Genomic DNA, 16974 nt, shown 5'->3' on the forward strand with positions numbered 1-16974 from the left:
CATCTGTCGCGGCCCACCTCACGGCGCCCCCAGCACCCGCGAGATCCCCCGTGCCGCGGCCCGCACCACCGGCACGTACGCCCGCGCATCCGATGTCTCCGCCGGCACGACCACCGACAATGCCGCGACGACCTCCCCGCGTGAGCCGCGCACCGGCGCCGCGATGGACAGCGCGATGAGCTCGATCTGTCCGTCGCTGACGGCCACGCCGGTGCGTCGGACCTCGGCGAGGGCCCAGCGCACCTCGTCGGGGCGGCACATCGTCTTGGACGTGTAGCGGCGCAGCGGGCCGCTGAGCACCCGTTCCTGCAGCTCGGGGTCGGCGTGTGCGAGCAGCACCAGGCCGACGCCGGTGGCGTGCAGGGGCAGCCGGCCGCCCACCCGGGTGATGACGTTGACGGCGCCTCGCCCGGAGATGCGTTCGACGTAGACGACCTCGGTGCCGTCGAGCACGGCGAGCTGGACGTTCTGCTTGGTCACCTCGTAGAGGTCTTCGAGGAACGGCATCGCGGATTCGCGCAGCCCGAGCCCCCGCGGGGCGAGCGCGCCCACTTCCCAGAGGCGCAGGCCGATGCGGTAGCCGCCGGTGTCGGCGCGTTCGAGCGCGCCCCAGCCGGTGAGCTCGCCGACGATCCGGTGCGCCGTCGTGAGCGGTAGCCCGGCCCGCCGGCTGATCTCGGTGAGCGTGAGCTCGGGGCGGTCGGCGGTGAACGCTTCCAGCACGGCGAGCACCCGCGCCGTCACCGATACGCCCATACCAGGCAGTCTTCCGTTCACCGGAAGCCACGTCGAGCTCGACCGGTCGGGTCGGTCAGGCTGGTTCGCATGCGCACACAGGTCGCCATCGTGGGCGCCGGCCCTGCCGGACTCCTGCTTTCGCACCTGCTGGCCCGTCGCGGCGTCGATTCCGTCGTGATCGAGACCCGCAGCCGCGATTACGTCGAGCAGCGGGTGCGGGCCGGGGTGCTCGAACACCCGACCGTGGAGCTGCTCCGCGAGGTGGGGCTCGCCGAGCGGCTCGACCGCGAAGGGATGGCGCACGAAGGCATCACCCTGCGCTTCGACGGCGGCGACCACCGCATCGACTTCGCCGACCTCGTCGGCAACGGCATCACCGTTTACGGGCAGCAGGAGGTCGTGAAGGACATCATCGCCGCCCGCCTCGCCGCCGGCGGCGACCTGCGGTTCGAGGTCTCCGACGTCAGCATCGAGCGCATCGACGACGCCCCGGTGGTCGGCTTCACCGGCGCCGACGGCACGCGGGTCGAGCTGGCCTGCGACGTCGTAGCGGGCTGCGACGGCTTCCACGGCATCAGCCGCGGCAACGTCGGCCCGGACGTGTTCGACCGCGAGTACCCGTTCGCCTGGCTCGGGATCCTCGCCAAAGCGGCGCCGACGCACCATGAGCTCGTCTACGCCAACCACGCCAACGGGTTCGCGCTCTACTCGATGCGCAGCCCCGAGATCACCCGTCTCTACCTGCAGGTCCCACCCGAAACCGATGCCGAGACCTGGTCGGACGCCCGGATCTGGGACGAGCTGGGCACCCGGCTCGGCGCCGACGGGTTCACCCTCAACGAGGGCCCGGTGCTCGAGAAGGGCGTGACGGGCATGCGCAGCTTCGTCGCGGAGCCGATGCGCCGCGGCCGGCTCTTCCTCGCTGGCGACGCCGCGCACATCGTGCCGCCGACCGGCGCGAAAGGCATGAACCTCGCCATCGCCGACGTCGGCGTGCTCGCCGAGGCGTTCACCGCGTTCCTGCAGCACGGCGACGAGGCGGGCATCGACGCCTACTCCGAAACCTGCCTGCGGCGGGTGTGGAGGGCGGAGCACTTCTCGTGGTGGATGACGTCGATGTTGCACAACCAGCCCGACGGCGACCCATTCACCCGCAGGCTGCAGCTCTCGCAGCTGCGCTACACCGTCTCGTCCCGCGCGGCCGCCACCAGCCTCGCCGAGAACTACGTCGGACTCCCACATGGAGCAGAACTGTGATCCGTGGATACCGCCCCGCCCCTGAGGGCACACACCCGCCGCTGGACTTCGAGGGCTACAAGAGCACCCGGCTGCGGGCGCCGTCGCAGGCGCCGATCGTGCTGCGGCAGCGGCTCACCGAGGTCACCGGCCCGCTGCTGACCGGCGACATCGGGCCGTCCGACCACGACCTCACCACCCAGCACGCCGGCGAGCCGATCGGTCAGCGGATCGTCGTGGCCGGGCGCGTGCTCGACGACGACGGTCGCCCGGTGCCCGACACGCTCGTCGAGGTGTGGCAGGCCAACGCGGCCGGCCGGTACCCGCACTCGCGCGACAACACCCCCGCCCCGCTCGACCCGAACTTCACCGGCGGGGGGCGCGTGCTCACCGACTCGCTCGGCAACTACTCGTTCACGACGATCAAGCCGGGCGCGTACCCGTGGGGCAACCACCACAACGCGTGGCGGCCCGCGCACATCCACTTCTCGCTGTTCGGGAGGGCGTTCACGCAGCGGCTGGTGACACAGATGTACTTCCCGGACGACCCGCTCTTCGCGCAGGACCCGATCTTCAACTCCGTGCCGGACGAGAAGGCGCGGCAGCGGATGGTCTCCACGTTCGACCTGGAGGCGACCCAGCCGGCCTGGGCGCTGGCGTTCCGCTTCGACATCGTGCTCCGCGGCCGCGAGCAGACCCCCTTCGAGGAACCCCATGAATGAGACGCCCTCCCAGACCGTCGGCCCGTTCCTCAGCATCGGCCTGACCTGGCCGCAGGGGTACCTCGTCGTCGACGAGGACGCGCCCGGCGCGGTCGTGATCTCCGGTGCGGTGCTCGACGGCGCCGGCGAGCCGGTCACCGACGGCGTGATCGAGACCTGGCAGGCCGACCCCGACGGCCGTTTCGACCACCCCGACGACCCGCGAGGGGCGAGCGGGTCCGGCTTCGGCGGCTTCGGCCGCTGCGCGACCGACACCGAGGGGCTGTTCCGGATCGTCACGGTGAAGCCTGGTGCCATCGGCGACGGGCAGGCACCGCACATCGACGTAACGGTGCTCGCCCGCGGCCTCCTCGACAGGCTGGTGACCAGGATCTACTTCCCCGACGAGGTGGCGGCCAACGCGGCCGACCCGCTGCTGTCGTCGTTGCCGGCCGAGCGGGCGGCGACGCTCGTGGCGCAGGCCGGGGACCCGGGGGAGCTGACCTTCGACATCCGGCTGCAGGGCGCGGACGAGACCGTCTTCCTCACCGTCTGAACCTTCTGAAGGTGCTGCTGATCACCTGTCCGAGTTGGATGTCGCCCCACGTTCACAGCGTTGCCACAGGTGACGCATAGCGCGCGCCATGCTTCCGGTGCGATAACGGGATCAAGCAGCGAGCAACGCGCGGAAGGACGTGGTCGGAAATGGTGGCTTTGACGCCCGTCGCGGGCGGTTCGGCCATCAGGCACCCGCACCACGGGTTCGTGGCGCAGCTCCTGCGCTACGCCGTCGTCGGCGGCCTCGGGACGCTGGCCAACGCGCTGATCTTCCTCGTGTTGCGCACCTGGTGGGACCCGATCCCCGCGAACCTGCTGGCGCTGGTGCTCAGCACGGCCATCAGCACGGAGGTCAACCGCCGGTTCACCTTCGGCGGCTCGGAGATGCACCACTGGCGCGCGCACGTCCAGAACGGCGGCACGGTCCTCTTCTACGCCTTCTACAGCTCGACTGTCCTGCTGCTGCTCGGCGCGGTGATCGACTCGCCGGCGGCGTGGCAGGAGTCGCTCGCCGTCGCGGTGGCCAGCGTCGCCGGCGGGCTGGCCCGGTTCCTGGTGCTGCGGTACTGGGTGTTCGGCGAGCGGGACCTCGAGCCTGCCGGGTTGTAGTCGCTCATCAGGCGGATCGCCGCAGCCACGGGGTTGGGGGAGGGCAGGAAAGCCACTTTCCTGCCCTGTGAGGGCCGGAAAGTGGCTTTCCTGCCCTCGCTCTGCGAGGTCGCCACTCCCCGGCCGTCCTGCGCTAGCGCTCGCCCCACAGCGCGCGCAGCGCGGCCGTGCGTTCGGCGCGGTCCATGCCGCGCAGGTCGGCGCGGCCGCGTTCGGTGACCACCACGTCGACGTCGTGCGACGCCGTCGTCACCGGCCGGGAGAGCCGCTCCACGAGCGTGGAGCGCCCGCGGTGCCGCGACGCGAGCGCGACGATCGAGAGGCCGTCGGGGCACCGGACCCCCGCCTCCGCGTAGTCGGGGTGCCCGCCCACCCCGCCGACCAGCGCCGATGCCGTGCCCTCGACGTTGACCTGCCCGGCGAGATCGATCTCGACGGCCGTGTTGCAGGCGATCAGCGGCGCAGGATCCGCCGCGCACAGGCGGGCGGGGTCGTGCGTGATCTCGAGCGGGTGCAGCAGCGGCCGATCGTGCGCCCACGAGTACAGCCGCCGGGTGCCGACCATGTACGCGCCGAACGCGTCGATCAACAGGCCGCGCTCATCGAGGTCGACGATCGGCTCCGGGAGCAACCCCGAGTCGACCCGCACCGGCACCTCCACGGCGCCCAGCACCGCCGACCCGATCCGGCCCGGACCCACCTGCACCCGCGCACCCTCCGGGACCAGCGCCACGACGTGCCGCGCGATGGCCTTCTCGACCTCTCCCGGCAGCTCGATGCGCACCTCGCGCGGCGGGTCGTCGACCTCGTCGAGGACGGTGATGCCGTCCTCGGGCAGCGGCGGACCGGCGTCGGCATGCGGCGCACCACGTGAGACGACCGCCGCCACGGGCACCCCCGCCGCCACCAGCCCGCGCATCCACGAGACCTCGGAACCGAACCGCAGCCCGTCGTCGCCGCGGACGAGGCCGGCGACCAGCAGGTCGGGCCGCAGCGGGCCGGCGAGCAGCGCGGGGACGGCCGAGAGCCGGGTCGGCACCGACCGCACCGCGCCGTCCGCGATGGCCGACCGCAGACCCCAGCCGGACATCACCGTCCGGGCGTCGGCGAACGCGCGGTGGTCGAGGCCGGGTTCGGGGTGCGGCGTCCAGCCCATGACCAGCCCGACGCCACCGACCCGCGCTGCCGCCGCGGCGAGCCGGCCGAACAGCGCACGCGGTGTCCCGGTGCCGTCGGCGACGGCGACCCGCATGCCGGGCCGGACGAGATCGTCGATGGCGGCCATCCTGTGATGGTCGCATCGACGCAGTACTTTCGAAGTATGTCGACTGACACGGGCGCATTCGAGCGCGAGGCCGTCGCTCTGGACGAGCGGATCACATCGGACGGATCGACGGCGTGGCCCGTCGAATCGGGTCGCTACCGGCTCGTCGTGGCACGGGCCTGTCCGTGGGCGAACCGAGCGGTGATCGTCAGGCGGCTGCTCGGACTCGAGGACGCCATCTCCCTGGCCATCGCGGGCCCGCTGCACGACGAGCGCAGCTGGCGGTTCCACCTCGACCCCGGCAACGTCGACCCGGTGCTCGGCATCGAGTACCTCGGCGAGGCCTACCGGAAGGCCGACCCCGACTTCGATGCCGGCATCACCGTCCCAGCGATGGTGGACGTCGCAAGCGGCAAGGTCGCGAGCAACGGGTTCCAGCAGCTCACACTCGATTTCAGCACCCAGTGGACGGAGTTCCACCGCGAAGGCGCCCCCGACCTCTACCCCGAGGCGCTGCGCGAAGAGATCGACAGCGTGATGGACGAGATCTACGGCGACGTCAACAACGGCGTCTACCGGTGCGGGTTCGCGAGCACGCAGGAGGCGTACGAGAACGCGTACCACGCGCTCTTCGCCCGCCTGGACAAGCTGTCGGAACGGTTGGCGGACCGGCGCTACCTGGTGGGCGACACGATCACGGAAGCCGACATCCGGCTGTGGGTCACGCTGGTCCGGTTCGACGCCGCCTACCACGGCCACTTCAAGTGCAACCGGCAGAAGCTCACCGAGATGCCGGTGCTCTGGGCGTACTCGCGCGACCTGTTCCAGACCGCCGGGTTCGGCGACACCATCGACTTCGAGCAGATCAAGCAGCACTACTACGGCGTGCACCACACCATCAACCCGACCGGCATCGTGCCCGTCGGGCCGGACGTCCGGAACTGGCTCACCCCGCACGGGCGCGAGGAGCTCGGTGGCCGCCCGTTCGGCGACGGCACCCCGCCCGGCCCGCCGCGCGAGGGGGAGCGGGTGCCGGCGCTCGGCTGAGCAAGTCGTACTTCACACCGGCGGCCCGGTAGGTCGCCACGGCGCGTCGGTCGAGGCTCAGCAGCGTGGCGCCGGCCGACTCACCCGGGGGGCTGGGGAGGGCAGGAAAGCCACTTTCCTGCCCTGTGGGGGCCGGAAAGTGGCTTTCCTGCCCTCGCGTGCGCAACGCACACATCCTGGCCGGCCACTACGTCCCGGGCCTGGCCTCGTGGCTTGCTCGTGCACAGGTTCGCCTCCGTGCAGGCGCGGATTCTCATCCTCGTGGCGGCCTGGAGGCCATGGCAGGCTCTCCAGGCAACGCGTGCGCTGCGCACACGGATGCGCCCGACGCCGCCCCGCCGCGCACCACGGACGGGGGAGCGGAGCATGATGGCTCCCGATGCGTTCCCCTTCGATGGCACGTCGTGCCCGCCGCGCCGCGGCGGGGCAGCTGCTCGCGGGCCTCACCGCAGGCGCCCTGCTCGCCGCGCCGGGCGGGATGGCGCAGGCAGCGCCACCGCCGGCGCCCCCTTCCGACCGCCTCCCGGCCTGCGCCGCCGTCGTCGCCGAGATGACGCCGCGGGCGAGGCTGGCGCAGCGGCTGATGGTGGGCGTCGACGCGGCCGATCCGGCCACGACGGCCGACACCGTGCACAGCACGCAGGTCGGCGGGATCTTCATCGGCGGCAACGCCACGCAGCTGCTGCAGAACCAGGCGCTGCGTGGTGTGCAGGCGATGTCGCGGGTGCCGCTCGCGATCGCCGTCGACGACGAGGGCGGGCGCGTGCAGCGCATCGACACGCTCGACGGGAACCTGCCCAGCGCACGCTCCATGGCGGCGACGCTCACCCCCGAGCAGGTGCGGGAGAAGGGCAAGGAGCGCGGGCTCGCGCTCGCGGCGCGCGGGATCACGATGAACCTCGCCCCGACCGTCGACGTCGGCGAGCAGCCCGCGAACTCCGTGATCGGCGACCGCTCGTTCGGCACCGACCCGGACCGGGTCGCCGAGTACGCCGGCGCGTTCGCGCTCGGGCTGCGCGAAGCCGGCATCGCGACCGTGCTCAAGCACTTCCCCGGCCACGGCCGCGCCACCGGCGACTCGCACAAGGGCCGGGTCAGCACCCCGCCGCTGGACGAGCTGCGCGGCGACGACCTGAAGCCGTACACCACGCTGCTCGGCCCGGGCGGCGCGCTCGCGCCGGGCAGCGGGAGCCCGGCCACAGGAGTGATGGTCGGGCACCTCGACGTCCCCGGCCTCACGACCGACCTGCCCAGCTCGCTCAGCCCGCCCGTCTACGAGCTGCTGCGTCGCGACTACGGCTTCGACGGGCTCGTCATGACCGACGATCTCGGCGCGATGAAGGCCATCACCTCGGCGTTCTCGGTGCCGGAGGCGGTGCAGCAGGCACTCGTCGCGGGCGCGGACATGGCGCTGTGGTCGGCGGGCGGCCGCGTGACCCCGGTGCTCGAACAGATCGACGAGGCGCTGGCCGCCGGCAAGATCGACCCAGCGGCCAACGACAAGGCCGTCGAGCGGATCCTCGCGGCCAAGGGCACCTGCGCCCGTCGCTGACGAACTTCCCCACCGTTTTGCCAACCTGCACACGTAGAACCCCGTGCAGGTTGGCAAAACGGTGGGCAACTCAGCCGGATCTCCCCACCGTTTTGGGCACTTGCGCGCGTTTTCGGCGCGCATCCACCCAAAACGGTGGGGAAGTTGGCGTCAGGTGGCGCGGTGCTTCGCCATCCCGCGCTGGACGGCGTCGATGAGGTAGGGCCGCAGCCGCACGGCGGGCACGATCGTGTCGACGGAGCCGACCCGCTGTGCGCGCTGCACGCTGTGCGCGGCGTCGAACTTGTCGGCGACCTCGCCGAACTTCTCCGAACGGACCTCGGGCCGCAGCGACGCCAGCTCGGCGGTGAGGCGCGCGGCGTCGGCCGACGAGTCGCCTTGCTGCGCGTCGGCGATCCGGGCTTCGAGCTCGGCGATCCGCGGGTCGGCGGCCGTGCGCCGGTTCACCTCACCCGGGAACACGACGGCGGCTGCGGGCGCGCCGCCGATCACCGAGGCGTACGAGCCCTCGACGGCCGCAACCTCCATGTTGTCGTTGAGCCGTCCGGAGAACACGACGAACGCGCCGCCGTGGTAGCGGGAGACGACGGTGAAGACGATCGGGCCGTCGAAGTTGACGATCGCCCGCCCGATCTCGGCGCCGTACTCCAGCTGCAGCTGCCGCAGCGACTCCGGCGAGCCGTCGAACCCGGAGAGGTTCGCGAGCACCACGAGCGGCCGGTTCCCGCTGGCCGCGTTGATCGCCCGCGCGGTCTTCTTCGACGACTGCGGGAACAGCGTCCCGCCGGTGAACGTGGACGGTCCGTCGATCGGGATCCGCCCGCGCCGCGGCAGCGGCCGCGACTCGAAGCCGAGCAGCGCGATCGGCTGCCCGCCGAGGTGCGCGTCGAGCACGACGGCGCCCTCGGCGTCGATCATGTCGACCCAGCGCTCCAGCGTCGGGTGGTCGGCGTCGGCGACGGCCTTCAGCAGCGAGCGGATGTCGAACGACTTCTTCCGCTCCGGGTTCGCGTGGAAGATCTCCCCGACGGTGTTGAAGTCGCAGCCGGGCCCGGAGTGCGGCGAGTCGCTGATGTCGCGGTCGACGGGGTCGGCCGTCACCGCGGGCCGCGGGAACGGCTCACCCGGCGCCCGGTAGGTGTGCGCGTAGTGCGCGAGCAGGATGTCGACCGCGCCGGACAGGTCGGGCGCCCAGTACTGCGCCTGCCCGTTCGGGCCCATGATCCGGTCGTAGCCGCCGATGCCGAAGTTGTCCTCGGCCGAGACGCCGCCGGAGTAGTCGAGCGCCTGCTTGCCGGTCAGCACCATCGCCGAGTCGGGCGTCATCACCAGGATGCCCTTGGTGTGCATGAGCATCGTCGCCTCGGCGTTCCAGTACGGCTGGGCGCCGACGTTGATGCCCGTGACGATGATGTTGATCTCACCGCCGTCCTGGGTGAACCGGACGATCGAGCGCAGCGCCCGGGAGATCCAGTCCATGTTCTCGGTGCCGGAGTCCATCGAGATCCGCGCGCCGGACGAGACGGCGAACCACTCGATCGGCGCGTCGAGCCGCGCGGCCAGCTCGATCCCGGCGATCACGCGCGCGCACTCCGCCTCGGCGAGCGAACCCAGCGCCTTGGTCGGGTCGCTGATCAGCACGACCCGCGTCATGCCTTCCGGGTAGCGCTCGGTCCGCGTCGTGACGGTGCCCAGCACGATGTTGGCGGTGTTGCCGCCGGGCGCGCGCTCGACGGGCACCGCGACGCCCTCGCCGTCGAGGTCGTACTCGGTGAACACCCCCTGATGACCGTTGCGGTCGGGGCTGCGCAGCAGCATCGGCACCAGCTCGTACGGGTACACCGCGCCGCGTCGACGGGCCCGGATCACCTTCTGGTCGTACGCGTCCAGCTCGCGCAGCGGGGCCGTGGGCGGCTCGGTGATCCGCACGGTCAGCCCGGCGCCCGGCGGGCGGGACATGCGCAGCATGAACTCGCGCGGTTCTCCGGTGCCGTCGCCGACGTGCCGGAACTGGACGAGCACCTGCTCCAGCCCCATCCCGACCGAACGCGGCGCGAGCACCCGCACGATCGAGTCGAGGTCGTCGAGCGGCACGTCCACGACCGGCCAGACGTAGAGCAGCACGCGGTTCCACTCGAGCTTCGCGTCGCCGCGGTCGGTCGCGCGTGTGGAGCGCAAGGCGTCGAGGCAGGAGTCGAGCACCTGCTCCAGCTGCGGCAGCGCCCTGATCCGGCCCTTCTTGTCGCGCAGGACGGTGAGGTCGCGGACGTCGGAGAGCACGATGAGCCGCTTGTCGTCGGGCACGTTCTTGCCGGTCGCCCGGAACAGGTGCACGTCGACAGGGGAGGGCAGGCGGGTCAGCTCGAACTCGGAGAGCCGCCAGAGGCCGAGCCGCTCGGCGACCATCGGGTGCAGGCCGCGCAGCGTCCGGTCCTCGACGGGCCGGCGGTCCGGTCCCGCGGTGAACGTGAACCACGCCGAGCGCTCGTCGCCGCCGGGCCTGCGCACGGCGACGGCGACCCTGGCGAGCCGGTCGGGCAGCCGCCCGAGCATCGCGCTGATCTTCTCGGCGGACCGCTCCGGGTCGGAGTCGGGCGCCTCACCTGCGATGACGTACAGGTCGAGCAGCGCGACCGGGCCCTCCGGCAGCTGCGCGATGATCCGCCGCAGGTCGCCCTGCACGGCCATCGGGTCGCCGGCGGGCGGCGCGTCGGGGGCGGTGTGCACGGTGGTCGCGAGCACGACGTTCTCGCGCCCGCTGTGCGTGTAGGTGGCCCGCAGCAGCGGGCGGCCGCCGCGGTCCTCCAGCGTGACGCCGGTGAGTGTGCGGACCCGGTAGTAGCGGCGGGTCATGACTTCGAGCATCGCGGCGTGGTGCTTGGCGCCGAAAACGCCGAGGATCGGCTCGGCGGCCGAGACGATCGTGTCGATCTGTGCGGAACGGGTGGCCGGGTCGTCGGAGAGCCGGTCCAGCTCGGCGCGGACCGCACGCTGCCCGCGGGCCCGCTCGGCCGCGATGAGCGGCGCGTCGAAGCACGTGTAGCGCACCCGCCTGGCCAGCCCGCCGACGACGGGGTGGCGCAGCTGGGTGGCGGTGACGAGCTGGTCGAGCACCCGCTGGTACTCCTCACGGGCGCTCGGGGGCAGCGAGTCGGGGTGGCGCAGGCGCCACTGCAGCAGGTCGAGGATCACCGGCACGTGCGCGGCGGACCTGCGGTGCGCGAGGAACATCCGGTAGAGCGCACTGGACAGCGCATCGGACGGTTCGAGGTCGGGCACCCCGTAGTGCGCGAGCGCGCTGCGCAGCTTCTGCAGGAACGACTCGGGCAGCCCCTCCGCCTCGGCGTCGCGGGAGCGCAGGTAGGCGTAGAGGTACTCCTGCGGGTTGCGCGCCTCTTCGCCCGCGGGGTCGATCTGCTGCGACTCGTCCTCCGGGCCGCGCCGGTTGCGGGAGAGCGCGCAGAGGTCCGCGAAGATCCGGAACGCGGCGATCTCGCCGGTCAGCACGCGGATGTCGTCCGGAGCCAGCTCGTCGCGCGCGTCGCGCAACGCCGTGAGCAACGGCCGCGCGTCGCGCTCGTCGATGTCGAAGCCGAGCACCAGGTGACGCAGGGAGTTGAGCGCCTCCGCGGCGACGCTCGCCGGGCCGGGGCGTTTCGTCGAGGTGGTGACGAGGGACGCCAGGTCGACCCGCTCACCGGCCTCCGCGGTGTCGCCGTCGGCGTCCGGGGCCAGCCGCACGAGCTTCGTGCCGCCCTCGACCTGCGTGTTCGCCGCTACCAGGATCTCCTGGACGCGACCGGCGACGGGCGCGCGCAGCGCCGTCTCCAGCTTCATGCTCTCGACGACGACCACGACGTCGCCGGCCTCGACCACATCGCCGGGCGCGATCGGGATCGAGACGACCATCGCGGGGGCCGGCGCGCGGACCAGCCCGGCCTCGCCGCCGGAGATGCGGTGGACGGCGCCGTCGACCTCGATGAGGTAGTCGGAGCCCTGCGGCACGGAGAGCACCGTGTAGGACTGCCCGCCGACGGTGAGCTTGCGCTCGAACCGGCCGGTGCGTTCGGCATCGACGTCGAGCGCCTGCCCGTCGAGCTCGACGCGGTAGCGGTTGCCGCGCGGCTGCGCGACCCGCAGCCGGTAGGTCTGGCCCGCGGCGCGGACGTCGACCTGGTGCCAGGTCTCGTGCCCGACCTCCGGTCGGCCGCGTTCCGCCGAGACGAAGAGCCGCTCGCGCTGGCGGGCGACGTGCGCGTCCTGCGCCTCGACCGCGGTGGCGAGCAGCGCGACGTCGAGGCGCCGCGGCGGCGTGTAGCCCTCGGCCATCATGCCGTCGAGCCAGGTGGTGTCCGTCTCGCCGGAGCGCACCTCGGGGCGGTCGAGCAGGTCGAGCAGGAACGCCTTGTTCGTGGTGCCGCCGTCGATCACGGCGGCGGTCTGGCGCAACGCGCGTGAGAGCCGCGCCCGGGCCTCGGCGCGGTCGCGGCCCCATGCGATCACCTTGGCGATCATGGAGTCGAACTGCGGCGGGATGAGGTCGCCGGTCGCCACGCCCGTGTCGACGCGGATCCCGGGCCCGCTCGGCAACGCGAGGTGCTCGATCCGGCCGGGTGCGGGCGCGAAGCCCTGCTCGGGGTCCTCCGCGGTGAGCCGCGCCTCGATGGCGTGCCCGCGCGCGGCGGGCGCCTCCGGCGCGATGTCGGCGAGCTTGCCGCCCCCCGCCACGTGCAGCTGCAGCTTGACGATGTCGACGCCGGTGGTCGCCTCGGTGACCGGGTGCTCCACCTGCAACCGGGTGTTGACCTCCAGGAACGACAGCAGCCGCTCCTTCGGCTCGTACAGGAACTCGACGGTGCCGGCGTTGACGTACCCGGCGGCCCGTGCGAGCGCCGCGGCCGACGTGCGCAGCAGCTGCTCCTGCTCGGGGTCGAGCGCGGTCGACGCCGACTCCTCGATGACCTTCTGGTTGCGCCGCTGCACCGAGCAGTCGCGGATGCCGAGCGTCCAGACGTCACCGCTGCTGTCGGCGATGACCTGCACCTCGACGTGGCGCCCGCCGCGGATCGCGCGCTCCAGGAAGACGGTCGCGTCGCCGGCGGTCTTGGCCGCCTCGGAGCTCGCGCGCTCGAACGACTCCTCGAGGTCGGCGGCCAGCTCGACCTTGCGGATGCCGCGCCCACCGCCGCCGGCCGTCGCCTTGACCATCAGCGGGTAGCCGATGCGGTCGGCGTGCGTGCGGGCCGCCGCGACGTCCGCGACCGGCCCGTGGCTCCATGCCGCGAGCGGGACGCCGACCTCCTCGGCGAGCTTCTTCGCCGCGATCTTGTCGCCGAGCCGCTCCATGACCTCGGGCGACGGGCCGATGAAGACGATCCCCAGCTTGCGGCACAGGCGCGCGAACTCGGCCTTCTCCGAGACGAAGCCCCAGCCCGGCCACACGGCATCGGCCCGGGAGACCTGCAGCGCGTGCTCCAGCTCGTTGTAATCGAGGTACGGCGAGGCGGCGAACGCCTGGTCCGGGTCGTCCGGGCCGATCAGCACCGACTCGTCGGCCTCGCGGACGAACATCGCGTGCCGGTCGACCGCGGTGTGGACCGCGATCGTCCGCAGCTGCCTGCGGCCCTCCGCGTTCCACTCCCGCACGGCGTTGATCAATCGCATCGCGGGTTCGCCGCGGTTGACGATGGCCACACGCGTGAACGCGACCTGCGGAAATGCCACTGAGTTCGCCCCTGTCACTCTCTCACTCCCCGGACGCCACGCGGGCGTCGTCGCTGCTGGCCGACAGCCTCGGCGCCGAACCCTGGCGGGAATACTCGCACGTGGCGGGGGCCTGTGCCGCCGCCGACCGCAACCGGCCAGTACGGCGCCCGACGTTCGGTTGCACGGCACCCCCACCGGCCGGGATCTCCGGCCGCTCAGCCCCACCCAATCGAGTGGGCATGGGGGAGCACAAGCGGCGAGCGGGGGAACTCACGGCTCGCCGATCCCGGAGCCGTCGGCGCGACGAAAGTTCCCCACCGTTTTGCCAACCTGCACGGGCTGCGGGGTGTGCAGATCGGCAAAACGGTGGGGAAGTTCGCCGTTTAGACGGGCTGGACGCTCTTGCGGCCGACCATCGTCTTCGCGAGCACCCCGCGGTGCGTGCCGATGGCCTGCGCGTGCCGCTCGCGACCGGCGGCGGTCAGCTGGACGCACACGCCGCGCCGGTCGGTGTCGCACATCGCACGTGTGACGAGGCCCTCTGCATCGAGCCGGGCGATCACCCGCGACAGGGCGCTCTGGCTGAGGTGGGTGCTCGCGCCGAGCTCCTGCATCCGCAGCCCGGCCTCCTTCTTGGGGGCCTCGACGAGCTGGTCGAGCACCTCGAACTCGCTGGCACCGAGGTCGTGGCCGTCTCTCAGGGCACGGTCGAGAGCGCACCACGTCGAGTGGTACTCGGCCAGTAGGTCGCGCCAGCCCGCGACGAGCTCGTCCTCGGTCACGAGCCGCATCCTACCATGCGCCTGCATAGAATTCCTCTGCATTAAATGCTCTCGCATTAGATGCAGCTGCATGTATATGCTTCCTCCTCGTGACCACAACGGCAACACCTGTCCTCGCACCCGCCGCGGAGACTCGCTGGTCCGCTCGTACCTGGGCGGGCCTGTTCCTCCTCTGCGGGGTGCTGTTCCTCGATGGGCTCGACGTCTCGATGGTCGGCGTCGCGCTCCCGTCCATCGGCGCTGATCTGGGCATGTCCACCTCGTCGCTGCAGTGGGTCGTCAGCGGCTACGTACTCGGCTACGGCGGCTTCCTGCTGCTCGGCGGGCGCATCGCCGACCTCATCGGCCGCCGCACCGTCCTGCTCGTCGCGCTCGGCGTGTTCGCGCTGGCGTCGCTGCTCGGCGGGATCGTCGACGATCCCGCGCTGCTCATCGCGGCCCGTTTCATCAAGGGCGTGAGCGCCGCGTTCACCGCCCCCGCCGGCCTCTCGATCATCACGACGACGTTCGCGGAAGGCCCGGCGCGCAACCGCGCCCTGAGCATCTACACCGCGTTCGGTGCCAGCGGCTTCTCGTCGGGTCTGATCCTCGGCGGCCTCATGACGGAGGTCGGCTGGCGCGCGACCTTCCTGCTCCCGTTCCCGATCGCGGTGCTCGTGCTCGCGCTGGGCATCAAGCTGATCCCGCGCAGCCCGCACGTCGACCTCTCGCACCGCAGCTACGACATCGGCGGCGCGCTGACCAGTACCGCCGCGTTGTTGCTGCTGGTGTTCACCGTTGTGTCGGCCGAGACGGCCGGCTGGACGAGCCTGCGCACGCTCGGCTCGTTCGCGGCGGTGATCGCGCTCGGCGTCGCGTTCGTGCTGATCGAGCGGCGGGTTGCGTTCCCGCTGCTGCGCCTGGGGATCCTGCGCAACCCCAACGTCCTCGCCGCGAACCTCGCCGCGATGGCCGTCTTCGGCTCCTACATCGGCTTCCAGTTCATCGGGGCGCTGTACATGCAGTCGCTGCTGGGCTGGTCGCCGCTCGGCATGGCGCTCGCGTTCCTGCCGGCCGGTCTGATCGTCGCGTTCGGCGGGCCGCGCACCGGCGCGCTGGTCAACCGGTTCGGCTCCGGACCCGTCGTCATCGCGGGGCTGGTCGCCTTCGCCGTCGGGTACGCGCTGTACCTGCGGGTGGCGCTGGTGCCCGACTACCCGGCCGTGATCCTGCCCAGCATGATCCTGATCGGCGTCGGGTTCGCGCTCGCGTTCCCAGCGCTCAACATCCAGGCGACGACGGGGGTCGTCGACGGCGAGCAGGGCCTGGCCTCCGGGCTCGTGCAGACGTCGTTCCAGGTCGGCGGGGCGATCAGCCTCGCCGTCGTGACGGCGCTGATCGGCGGCGGGCACGCCACCGCGCCCGTCGAGGTGCTCGACAGCTACCGGCCTGCCCTGTGGCTCGTCACTGTGCTCGCGGTGGCCGGGCTGCTGGTCGTCGGGACGCTCGGACGCGTCCGGCGAACCGCTGTCGCTGCCTGACACCTGCGGGTCCCGGCCGGGGTCTTCGTGGAGCGAACGCTCCGCGGAGACCCCGGCCGTGCACTATCGGCTCGTGACCGACGACCAGCTGATCCGCCAGGGCGTCCGCGACGTCTGCTCCGCGTTCGACGACGCGTACTGGCGCGCCTGCGACGCCGAGCACCGCTTCCCGTGGGAGTTCTACCGCGCGCTCGCCGAGGGCGGCTGGATCGGGATCGCCATCCCCGAGGAGTACGGCGGCGGCGGGCGCGGCATCACCGAGGCGGCGGCCGTGCTGGAGGAGGTGGCGGCGTCCGGCGCGGCGATGAACGGCGCCAGCGCGATCCACCTCTCGATCTTCGGGATGAACCCGGTCGTCCGGCACGGCGCCGACGAGCTGCGACGGCGCTACCTGCCGCGGGTCGCGAGCGGCGAGCTGCACGTCGCGTTCGGGGTCACAGAGCCGGACTCCGGCAGCGACACCACCGCGATCACCACCCGGGCCCGCCGCTCCGGCGATCACTACGTCGTGCGCGGCCGCAAGGTCTGGACGTCGAAGGCGCAGGAGTGCCAGAAGGTCCTGCTGCTGGTGCGCACGACCCCGCTGGAGGAATGCGCTCGGCGCACCGACGGCATGACGCTGCTGCTCGCCGACCTGCAACGACCCGAGGTCGACATCCGGCCCATCGCCAAGGCCGGCCGCAACGCGGTGGCGTCGTGCGAGGTGCGCTACGACGACCTCCCGGTGCCGGTCGCCGACCGGGTGGGGGAGGAGGGCAAGGGCTTCCGGTACCTGCTCGACGGGCTCAACCCCGAGCGGATCCTGATCGCGGCGGAGGCGCTCGGCATCGGCCGGGTCGCGCTGCGCAGGGCCGTCGCCTACGCGAAGGAGCGGCGGGTGTTCGGCCGGGCCATCGGGCAGAACCAGGGCATCGCGTTCCCGCTGGCCGAGGCGCACATGCGGCTGGAGGCGGCGGCCGTGCTGGTGCGCGAGGCGGCCGCCCGGTACGACGCCGGGCTGCCCTGCGGCGAGCAGGCCAACACCGCGAAGTTCATGGCCGCGGAGGCGGGGCACTTCGCGGCCGACCGCGCGATGCAGACGCACGGCGGATTCGGCTACGCGTGCGAGTACGACGTGGAGCGGTACTGGAAGGAGTCGCGGCTCATGCAGATCGCGCCCGTTTCGCAGGAGATGGTGCTCAACTACGTCGCCGAGCACGTGCTGGGGTTGCCGCGCTCGTACTAGGACTGGGCCTGCGGGGGCCGCGGGGAGGGCAGGAAA

12 protein-coding genes are annotated in these 16974 nt (G+C 72.2%); 8 read left to right on the forward strand and 4 right to left on the reverse strand.

Annotated features, from left to right (window positions below; genetic code table 11):
- Positions 1-18: 18 nt before the first annotated feature.
- On the reverse strand, positions 19-756 hold the full coding sequence (locus tag LL648_RS22980; RefSeq protein WP_232664747.1) for an IclR family transcriptional regulator: 738 nt from the start codon (positions 754-756) through the stop codon (positions 19-21).
- Between the two features lie 69 nt (positions 757-825).
- Between LL648_RS22980 and LL648_RS22985 the strand changes: the two genes are divergently transcribed.
- From LL648_RS22985 to LL648_RS23000, 4 genes are all read left to right on the forward strand, one after another.
- Complete coding sequence (locus LL648_RS22985) at positions 826-1995, forward strand: 4-hydroxybenzoate 3-monooxygenase (RefSeq protein WP_232664748.1); 1170 nt, start codon at positions 826-828, stop codon at positions 1993-1995.
- Positions 1992-2696, forward strand: coding sequence for a protocatechuate 3,4-dioxygenase subunit beta (gene pcaH / locus LL648_RS22990; RefSeq protein WP_232664749.1), 705 nt, complete (start codon positions 1992-1994; stop codon positions 2694-2696). The genes LL648_RS22985 and pcaH overlap by 4 nt, the downstream gene beginning before the upstream one ends.
- Positions 2689-3231 (forward strand): protocatechuate 3,4-dioxygenase subunit alpha, encoded by a 543-nt coding sequence (pcaG, locus tag LL648_RS22995; protein WP_232664750.1) that lies wholly within the window; start codon positions 2689-2691, stop codon positions 3229-3231. The genes pcaH and pcaG overlap by 8 nt, the downstream gene beginning before the upstream one ends.
- Positions 3232-3380: 149 nt before the next feature.
- A complete protein-coding gene (locus LL648_RS23000) occupies positions 3381-3842 on the forward strand; it encodes a GtrA family protein (protein ID WP_232664751.1) in 462 nt (153 codons plus the stop codon).
- Between the two features lie 133 nt (positions 3843-3975).
- Here LL648_RS23000 and LL648_RS23005 read toward each other — a convergent pair whose 3' ends face one another.
- Positions 3976-5127, reverse strand: coding sequence for an acetyl-CoA hydrolase/transferase C-terminal domain-containing protein (locus LL648_RS23005; protein ID WP_232664752.1), 1152 nt, complete (start codon positions 5125-5127; stop codon positions 3976-3978).
- 36 nt (positions 5128-5163) lie between these two features.
- Here LL648_RS23005 and LL648_RS23010 point away from each other — a divergent pair, with 36 nt between their 5' ends.
- Complete coding sequence (locus LL648_RS23010; RefSeq protein WP_232664753.1) at positions 5164-6153, forward strand: glutathione S-transferase family protein; 990 nt, start codon at positions 5164-5166, stop codon at positions 6151-6153.
- Positions 6154-6532: 379 nt separating this feature from the next.
- Positions 6533-7705: a glycoside hydrolase family 3 N-terminal domain-containing protein gene (locus LL648_RS23015; protein ID WP_232664754.1), complete on the forward strand. Its 1173-nt coding sequence runs from the start codon at positions 6533-6535 to the stop codon at positions 7703-7705.
- A 150-nt stretch (positions 7706-7855) separates the two neighbouring features.
- Here the strand turns inward: LL648_RS23015 and LL648_RS23020 are convergent, their stop codons facing one another.
- Positions 7856-13369 carry an ATP-binding protein gene (locus LL648_RS23020; protein WP_232664795.1) on the reverse strand — a complete coding sequence of 1838 codons (5514 nt, stop codon included), beginning with the start codon at positions 13367-13369 and terminating at the stop codon, positions 7856-7858.
- A 425-nt stretch (positions 13370-13794) separates the two neighbouring features.
- Positions 13795-14193 carry a MarR family winged helix-turn-helix transcriptional regulator gene (locus LL648_RS23025; RefSeq protein WP_374112092.1) on the reverse strand — a complete coding sequence of 133 codons (399 nt, stop codon included), beginning with the start codon at positions 14191-14193 and terminating at the stop codon, positions 13795-13797.
- Between the two features lie 89 nt (positions 14194-14282).
- On the opposite strand from LL648_RS23025, the gene LL648_RS23030 reads away from it, so the two are divergent.
- Together LL648_RS23030 and LL648_RS23035 are read left to right on the forward strand one after the other, a co-directional pair.
- On the forward strand, positions 14283-15713 hold the full coding sequence (locus LL648_RS23030) for an MFS transporter (protein WP_374112093.1): 1431 nt from the start codon (positions 14283-14285) through the stop codon (positions 15711-15713).
- A gap of 73 nt (positions 15714-15786) precedes the next feature.
- Entirely contained in the window at positions 15787-16938 is a 1152-nt protein-coding gene (locus tag LL648_RS23035) for an acyl-CoA dehydrogenase family protein (RefSeq protein ID WP_232664756.1), read from the forward strand.
- The last annotated feature ends 36 nt before the right edge of the window (positions 16939-16974 follow it).

The sequence above is a fragment of the Pseudonocardia sp. TRM90224 genome (assembly GCF_021245725.1).
Lineage (GTDB): Bacteria > Actinomycetota > Actinomycetes > Mycobacteriales > Pseudonocardiaceae > Pseudonocardia.